The organism is Pseudomonas sp. (genome assembly GCF_030150285.1).
Taxonomy (GTDB): Bacteria; Pseudomonadota; Gammaproteobacteria; order Pseudomonadales; family Pseudomonadaceae; genus Aquipseudomonas.
In genome coordinates this window covers 47,095-55,597 of sequence record NZ_JASLGE010000095.1, presented here as the reverse complement: position 1 = coordinate 55,597, position 8,503 = coordinate 47,095, and the positions used below count along the sequence as shown (strand labels likewise).

At 57.0% G+C, this 8,503-nt stretch carries 7 protein-coding genes; all 7 read left to right on the top strand.

The features are described 5' to 3' along the window. Positions 1-51: 51 nt before the first annotated feature. The 7 genes from Q1W15_RS22610 (at position 52) to Q1W15_RS22580 (ending at position 8,482) form a co-directional block, all read left to right on the top strand. Positions 52-1,410: a glutamine synthetase family protein gene (locus Q1W15_RS22610; protein ID WP_300732800.1), complete on the top strand. Its 1,359-nt coding sequence runs from the start codon at positions 52-54 to the stop codon at positions 1,408-1,410. A gap of 58 nt (positions 1,411-1,468) precedes the next feature. After that, positions 1,469-2,833 carry an aspartate aminotransferase family protein gene (locus tag Q1W15_RS22605; protein WP_300732797.1) on the top strand — a complete coding sequence of 455 codons (1,365 nt, stop codon included), beginning with the start codon at positions 1,469-1,471 and terminating at the stop codon, positions 2,831-2,833. A gap of 184 nt (positions 2,834-3,017) precedes the next feature. Next, positions 3,018-4,133, top strand: coding sequence for a polyamine ABC transporter substrate-binding protein (locus tag Q1W15_RS22600; protein ID WP_300732794.1), 1,116 nt, complete (start codon positions 3,018-3,020; stop codon positions 4,131-4,133). Between the two features lie 238 nt (positions 4,134-4,371). Further along, entirely contained in the window at positions 4,372-5,466 is a 1,095-nt protein-coding gene (locus Q1W15_RS22595; RefSeq protein WP_300732791.1) for a polyamine ABC transporter substrate-binding protein, read from the top strand. Positions 5,467-5,535: 69 nt separating this feature from the next. Next, the gene (locus Q1W15_RS22590; protein ID WP_300732789.1) at positions 5,536-6,678 is read left to right on the top strand and encodes a polyamine ABC transporter ATP-binding protein; all 1,143 of its coding nucleotides are present in this window, start codon (positions 5,536-5,538) and stop codon (positions 6,676-6,678) included. Then, positions 6,675-7,595, top strand: a complete 921-nt coding sequence (locus tag Q1W15_RS22585) for an ABC transporter permease subunit (protein WP_300732786.1) — start codon at positions 6,675-6,677, stop codon at positions 7,593-7,595. Before Q1W15_RS22590 ends, Q1W15_RS22585 begins: the two co-directional genes overlap by 4 nt. Then, entirely contained in the window at positions 7,592-8,482 is an 891-nt protein-coding gene (locus tag Q1W15_RS22580; RefSeq protein ID WP_300732783.1) for an ABC transporter permease subunit, read from the top strand. Before Q1W15_RS22585 ends, Q1W15_RS22580 begins: the two co-directional genes overlap by 4 nt. The last annotated feature ends 21 nt before the right edge of the window (positions 8,483-8,503 follow it).

Genomic DNA, 8,503 nt, shown 5'->3' with positions numbered 1-8,503 from the left:
TCAGTAAACGCCTGACTTATTCAAGTCAGGAAACTCAGCCCAGAGGCATTTATGAGTAACAACCTCGACCAGCTCACCGATTGGTTGAAAGACCACAAGATCACAGAAGTCGAATGCATGATCGCCGACCTTACCGGCATTACTCGCGGAAAGATCTCGCCGACCAACAAGTTCATTGCCGAAAAAGGCATGCGCCTGCCCGAGAGCGTATTGCTGCAAACCGTGACGGGCGACTATGTCGAAGACGACATCTATTACGAGCTGCTCGACCCGGCTGATATCGACATGGTCTGCCGCCCCGACCAGAACGCTGTCTTTGTCGTGCCTTGGGCTGTCGAGCCCACCGCGCAGGTGATCCACGACACCTATGACAAGCAGGGCAACCCGATTGAGCTGTCGCCGCGCAACGTGCTTAAAAAGGTGCTCAAACTCTATGCCGACCATGGCTGGCAGCCGATTGTGGCTCCCGAAATGGAGTTCTACCTGACCAAGCGCAGTGACGACCCGGACTACCCGCTGCAACCGCCGGTCGGCCGCTCGGGCCGCCCGGAAACCGGCCGTCAGTCGTTCTCTATTGAGGCGGCCAACGAATTCGACCCGTTGTTCGAAGACGTCTACGACTGGTGCGAGCTGCAAGAGCTGGACCTGGATACCTTGATTCATGAGGACGGCACGGCGCAGATGGAAATCAACTTCCGTCACGGCGATGCCTTGTCGCTGGCCGACCAGATTCTGGTGTTCAAGCGCACCATGCGTGAAGCCGCGCTCAAGCACGACGTGGCCGCCACGTTCATGGCCAAGCCCATGACCGGCGAGCCGGGCAGCGCGATGCACTTGCACCAGAGCATCATTGATATCGAAACCGGCAAAAACGTCTTCTCCAATGAAGACGGGAGCATGAGCCAACTGTTCCTTAATCACATCGGCGGGTTGCAGAAATACATCCCTGAACTGCTGCCGCTGTTTGCACCGAACGTGAACTCCTTCCGCCGCTTCCTGCCGGACACTTCGGCACCGGTTAACGTGGAGTGGGGCGAAGAGAACCGCACGGTGGGCCTGCGTGTGCCGGATGCCGGCCCGCAAAACCGTCGCGTGGAAAACCGCCTGCCGGGCGCTGACGCCAACCCGTACCTGGCGATTGCCGCCAGCCTGCTGTGTGGCTACATCGGCATGGTCGAAGGTGTGAACCCGAGTGCACCGGTGGTGGGCCGTGGCTATGAGCGCCGTAACCTGCGCCTGCCGCTGACCATTGAGGATGCGCTGGAGCGGATGGAAAACAGCAAGACCATCGAAAAATACCTGGGCAACAAGTTCATCACGGGCTACGTGGCCGTCAAACGTGCCGAACATGAAAACTTCAAACGCGTTATCAGTTCGTGGGAGCGGGAATTCCTGCTGTTCGCCGTCTGACACGCCGGAGGGTGCGCCTGGAATGCGCACCCTCCCCACTGAATACAAGGAGAGCCGTATGAGCAACAAAAACCCGCAAACCCTCGAATGGCAACAGCTGAGCAACGATCACCACCTGGCACCGTTCAGTGACTTCAAACAGTTAAAAGAAGTCGGCCCGCGCATCATCACCCACGCCAAAGGCGTGTACCTGTGGGACAGCGAAGGGCACAAGATTCTCGACGGCATGGCCGGCCTGTGGTGTGTCGCCATCGGTTACGGGCGTGACGAGCTGGCCGAAGCCGCCAGCAAGCAAATGCGCGAACTGCCGTACTACAACCTGTTCTTCATGACTGCCCACCCGCCGGTCCTGGAACTGTCCAAAGCCATCGCCGACATCGCCCCTGAAGGCATGAACCATGTGTTCTTCACCGGCTCCGGTTCCGAAGGCAACGACACCATGTTGCGCATGGTTCGCCACTACTGGGCGATCAAAGGCCAACCCAACAAAAAAACCATCATCAGCCGCAAAAATGGCTACCACGGTTCCACCGTGGCGGGTGCCAGCCTGGGCGGCATGACCTACATGCACGAGCAGGGCGACTTGCCGATCCCGGGCATCACGCACATCGCGCAGCCGTACTGGTTCGGTGAAGGCGGCGACATGTCTCCCGAAGAGTTCGGTATTTGGGCGGCTAACCAACTGGAAGAAAAAATTCTCGAGCTGGGCGTGGACACTGTCGGTGCATTTATTGCCGAACCTATCCAGGGGGCCGGGGGTGTGATTGTTCCACCTGCGACCTACTGGCCGCGCATCAAAGAGATTCTGGCCAAGTACGACATTCTGTTTGTCGCCGACGAAGTGATCTGTGGGTTTGGCCGTACCGGCGAGTGGTTTGGCAGTGATTTCTACGATTTGAAGCCTGACATGATGACCATCGCCAAGGGCCTGACCTCGGGTTACATCCCGATGGGTGGCTTGATTGTGCGCGATGAAGTGGTGGCCGTACTCAACGAGGGCGGCGATTTCAACCATGGCTTTACCTACTCCGGTCACCCGGTGGCGGCAGCGGTTGCGCTGGAAAACATCCGCATCCTGCGCGACGAAAAAATAATCGAAAACGCTCATGACGAAACGGCACCGTATTTGCAAAAGCGTCTACGTGAGCTGAACGATCACCCGTTGGTGGGCGAAGTGCGTGGGGTTGGTTTGTTGGGTGCCATTGAACTGGTGCAGGACAAAGCCACTCGCAAACGTTACGAAGGCAAAGGGGCGGGCATGATCTGCCGTCAGTTCTGTTTCGATAACGGCCTGATCATGCGTGCCGTCGGTGACACCATGATCATTTCGCCGCCGCTGGTGATCAGCAAAGGCGAGATCGATGAGCTGGTCACCAAGGCTCGCAAGTGCCTGGACCTGACCTTGGAAGTTCTGCAAGGTTAACTGCTAGGCTCTGAGCGCAAGATAGTGGCCGAATTAACGTAGGCAGTTGCGCTCGGAGCCATAGGAATCAAGGCTCTTCCCTTGAAAGCCTGCCCCGGATCTTGCCAGACTAGCCGTCGGCTTTAGTCATCCTGAGATCAGGTCGCTGAATCGGTGGTTTAAAAGAACAATTGGAGCATTACAGATGAAGGCATCAGGTTTTAAAAAAGCTGGCAAGACCCTTCTCGCCCTCTCGTTGATGGGCGTCATGGCGGGGGCGGCTCAGGCGGCGGACAACAAAGTGCTGCACATCTACAACTGGTCCGATTACATCGCGCCAGACACCGTCAAAAAATTCGAGCAGCAGTCCGGCCTCAAAGTGGTTTACGACGTGTTCGACAGCAACGAGACCCTCGAAGCCAAATTACTGGCGGGCAAGTCCGGTTATGACGTGGTGGTGCCATCCAACAACTTCCTGGCCAAGCAGATCAAGGCCGGTGTTTACCAGGAACTGGACAAGTCCAAGCTGCCTAACTGGAAAAACCTCGACCCTGCGTTGCTCAAGGCCGTGGGCGATGCCAGCGACAAAGACAACAAATATGCGTTCCCCTACATGTGGGGCACTATTGGCATCGGCTACAACCCTGAAAAAGTCAAAGCCGCACTGGGCGTCGACACCATTGATTCCTGGGACGTGCTGTTCAAGCCCGAGAACGCGGCCAAGCTGAAAAGCTGTGGCATCAGCTTCCTCGACTCGCCGACCGAAATGATCCCGGTGGCGTTGCACTACCTGGGCTACCCGACCGACTCGCAGGACAAGAAGCAACTGGCCGAGGCCGAGGCGCTGTTCCTGAAAATTCGTCCGTCGGTGGGCTACTTCCATTCCTCCAAGTACATCTCTGACCTGGCCAACGGCAACATCTGTGTAGCCGTGGGTTACTCGGGTGACCTGGAACAGTCCATTTCCCGCGCCAAAGAAGCCGGTGACAAGGTCAAACTGAGCTACGTGATTCCGAAAGAAGGCGCAGGCAGCTTCTACGACATGGTGGCGATTCCTAAAGACGCCGAAAACGTCGATGCCGCCTACCAGTTCATGAACTTCCTGATGCAGCCGGAAGTGATGGCTGAAATTACGAACAGCGTGCGTTTCCCGAACGGTAACAAAGCTGCAACACCGCTCGTGAATAAAGACATCTCGGATGATCCGAGCATCTACCCGTCGGATGAGGTGAAAGCCAAGTTGTACGCGATTGCTGACCTGCCTGCGGCGACGCAACGGGTTCTGACCCGCAGCTGGACCAAGATCAAGTCCGGTAAATAACCTTGATCTGTAGGCGCGAGCTTGCTCGCGATCTTTTAAAGATGAAGATCAAAAGATCGCGGGTGAACTCGCTCCTACCGTGTGAAATCAAGCTAAATCAGGGCATTACAGCAATTAATCGCAGAAAACTTTGCTGTGCCGGTTTATCGAGGGTAAGTTGCGCGCCGGTTTTGTATTTGGCAGTTCTGCTGCCGTGTGACGCGGGCGAGTCAGGCCCAACTATTTAGAGGACCATCACGTGTCTAAATCTTTGTTTTGCAAGACCCTGCTGGCCGGTGCCGGTTTGACGCTTGCCGTCAGCGTACAAGCAGCACCTTCTGTGCACATTTATAACTGGTCGGACTATATCGCGCCGAACACCTTGGCCGATTTCGAGAAAACCACCGGCATCAAGCCGATCTATGACGTCTTCGATTCCAACGAAACCCTTGAAGGCAAATTGCTGGCCGGGCGCACCGGTTATGACGTGGTCGTTCCGTCTAACCACTTCCTGGGCAAGCAGATTAAAGCGGGAGCCTTCCAGAAGCTCGACAAGTCGCAGCTCCCCAACTATTCCAACCTGGATCCGGCCCTGCTCAAGCGTCTTGAGCAAAACGATCCGGGCAACCTGTATGCCGTGCCCTACCTGTGGGGCACCAATGGCATCGGTTACAACGTCGATAAAGTCAAAGAAGTGCTGGGCGTCGACAAAATCGATTCCTGGGACGTGGTGTTCAAGCCTGAAAACATGGAAAAGCTGACCAAGTGCGGTGTTGCTTTCCTGGACTCAGCCGATGAAATGCTGCCGACGGTCCTGAACTACCTGGGCCTGGATGCCAACAGCACCAACCCCAAGGATTACAAAAAAGCGGAAGAAGTCCTGCTGTCGGTGCGTCCTTACGTCACCTACTACCATTCCTCCAAGTACATCTCTGACCTGGCCAACGGCAATATCTGTGTCGCCATCGGGTTCTCCGGTGATGTGTTCCAGGCCAAGTCCCGTGCCGAAGATGCCCAAAAGGGCGTGAACATCGAGTACATCGTGCCCAAGGAAGGCGGTGCCTTGTGGTTCGACATGTTGGCCATTCCCAAGGATTCCAGCAGCGTCAAGCAAGCCCATACGTTCATCAACTACTTGCTCAAGCCCGATGTGATTGCTCAGGTCAGTGACTATGTGGGCTACGCCAACCCTAACCCGGCCGCTGACACGGTGATGGACGAATCCATTCGTACCGACGAAGCCGTTTACCCCACCCAGGCGGTACTGGACAAAACGTATGTGTCGACCGAACTGCCCCCGAACATCCAGCGCTTGATGACGCGCACATGGACCAAGGTTAAAACGGGCAAATAGTGCGCAAGACCACCTATCCAAGGTCCGCTCCTTTCGGGCGGGCTGCTAAATTTGTTGGGAGTTTCGTAAATGGCAGTTGCCTCCGGCGCCTATAAGAAAGCCCTCGAGGGCGATCAGACCCCTAAACAGGTTCTGGTCAAAATCGACCGGGTCACGAAAAAATTCGACGAGACGATTGCCGTGGACGATGTGTCCCTGGAAATCAACAAAGGCGAAATCTTCGCCTTGCTCGGCGGATCGGGATCGGGCAAATCCACCTTGCTGCGTATGCTCGCCGGTTTCGAGCGCCCAACAGAAGGCCGTATTTTCCTCGATGGCGTAGACATCACTGACATGCCGCCCTATGAGCGGCCGATCAACATGATGTTCCAGTCTTACGCCCTGTTCCCGCACATGACCGTGGCCCAGAACATTGCGTTTGGTCTCAAGCAGGACAAACTGTCGGCGTCCGAGATCGATGCCCGCGTGGGCGAAATGCTCAAGCTGGTGCACATGAGCCAGTACGCCAAGCGCAAACCGCACCAGTTGTCTGGCGGCCAGCGTCAGCGTGTGGCGCTGGCCCGTTCGCTGGCCAAGCGCCCGAAGCTGCTGCTGCTCGACGAGCCGATGGGCGCGCTGGATAAAAAACTGCGTTCGCAGATGCAACTCGAACTGGTGGAAATCATCGAGCGCGTCGGCGTGACCTGCGTCATGGTGACTCACGATCAGGAAGAGGCCATGACCATGGCTCAGCGCATCGCGATCATGCACCTGGGTTGGATTGCCCAGATCGGCAGCCCCATCGACATCTATGAAACCCCGGTCAGCCGCCTGGTGTGCGAGTTCATCGGTAACGTCAACCTGTTCGACGGTGAAGTGGTCGACGACGCCGAAGGCTACGCCCGCATCAACAGCGCAGAACTGGAGAACGACATTTACGTCGGCCACGGTGTCAGCACGTCGGTGGAAGACAAGCGCATCACCTACGCCATTCGCCCGGAAAAAATGCTGATCACCACCGAAAAGCCGACCTATGAGCACAACTGGTCGCGCGGCAAGGTGCATGACATTGCTTACCTGGGCGGCCATTCGGTGTTCTACGTCGAGTTGCCAAGCGGCAAGCTGGTGCAATCGTTTGTGGCCAACGCTGAACGCCAGGGCGCACGCCCTACCTGGGACGACCAGGTCTACGTATGGTGGGAAGACGACAGCGGCGTGGTACTGCGCTCATGAACATGCGAAAGCTCAAACGCCGACTGCAACGAATAACCCCCAGTGGCCGCCATGCGGTCATCGGGATTCCATTCCTGTGGCTGTTTTTGTTCTTCATGTTGCCGTTCTTCATCGTGCTGAAAATCAGCTTTGCTGAGGCCGATGTCGCGATTCCGCCGTACACCGAAATTTACAGCTACGTGGACCAAAAGATCCAAGTGCTGTTGAATCTGGGTAACTACGCCCTGTTGGGCGACGATGAGCTGTACATCGCCGCTTACCTGGGCTCCCTGAAGATGGCCTTTTTCAGCACCTTGTTGTGCCTGCTGATCGGCTACCCGATGGCCTACGCCATCGCCAATGCGCGCAGAGAGATGCAGACGGTGCTGGTGCTGCTGATCATGATGCCGACCTGGACGGCCATCCTGATTCGCGTGTATGCCTGGATGGGCATCCTCAGCAACAACGGCTTGCTCAATGGCTTCCTGATGTCGATCGGCTTGATCAACGAACCGTTGCAGATCCTTAACACCAATATCGCGGTGTATATCGGCATCGTGTATTCGTACCTGCCGTTCATGATCCTGCCGCTGTACGCCAACCTGGTGAAACACGATCACAGCTTGTTGGAGGCCGCCTCCGACCTGGGCTCGAGCACCTTCAACAGCTTCTGGAAAATCACCGTGCCGCTGTCCAAGAACGGCATTATCGCGGGCTGCATGCTGGTGTTTATTCCGGTGGTGGGTGAGTTTGTCATTCCAGAGCTGCTGGGCGGCCCGGAAACCCTGATGATCGGTAAAGTGTTGTGGCAAGAGTTCTTCAACAACCGTGACTGGCCGGTAGCGTCCGCGCTCGCCGTGGTCATGCTGGCGATCCTGATCGTGCCCATCATCCTGTTCAACCGCAGCCAGGCTAAAGAGCTGGAGGGCAAGATATGAACCGCATCCGTTTCTCAAGCTTCATGCTGGTGGCGGGGTTGGTGTTTATCTACCTGCCGATGCTGATTCTGGTGATCTACTCGTTCAACGCCTCCAAGCTGGTGACGGTGTGGGGGGGCTGGTCGCTGAAGTGGTACACGGGGTTGCTCGACAACACCCAACTGATGGGCTCGGTCATGCGCTCGCTGGAAATCGCCTTTTACACGGCGATTGCAGCGGTGGCGCTGGGCACACTGGCGGCCTTCGTGCTGACCCGCATCAGCCACTTCAAGGGCCGCACGCTGTTTGGCGGCCTGGTCACGGCACCGCTGGTGATGCCGGAAGTGATCACCGGTCTGTCGCTGTTGCTGCTGTTCGTGGCCATGGCGCAAATGATTGGCTGGCCGCAAGAGCGTGGCCTGGTCACCATCTGGATCGCCCACACCACGTTCTGCTCGGCCTACGTGGCCGTGGTCGTGTCGTCGCGGTTGCGTGAACTGGACCTGTCCATCGAGGAAGCGGCCATGGACCTGGGTGCCAAGCCGTGGAAGGTGTTCTTTCTGATCACCATCCCGATGATTGCGCCCTCGCTGGCGGCGGGTGCGATGATGTCGTTCGCGCTGTCGCTGGATGACCTGGTGCTGGCCAGCTTCGTGTCCGGGCCGGGTTCTACGACCCTGCCGATGGAAGTGTTTTCGGCGGTGCGCCTTGGGGTTAAACCCGAGATCAACGCCGTGGCCAGCCTGATTCTGCTGGCGGTGTCGCTGGTGACCTTCATGGTGTGGTTCTTCAGCCGCCGTGCTGAAGAACATCGTAAAAAGGCCATCCAGCAAGCCATCGACGAATCGGTGGCCGAGTCCTGGAAACAGCCCGATGTACGCCGTCCAAAATCGCCTACTGCGGTTTAAGACCGCGCCCTAAAAAACCTC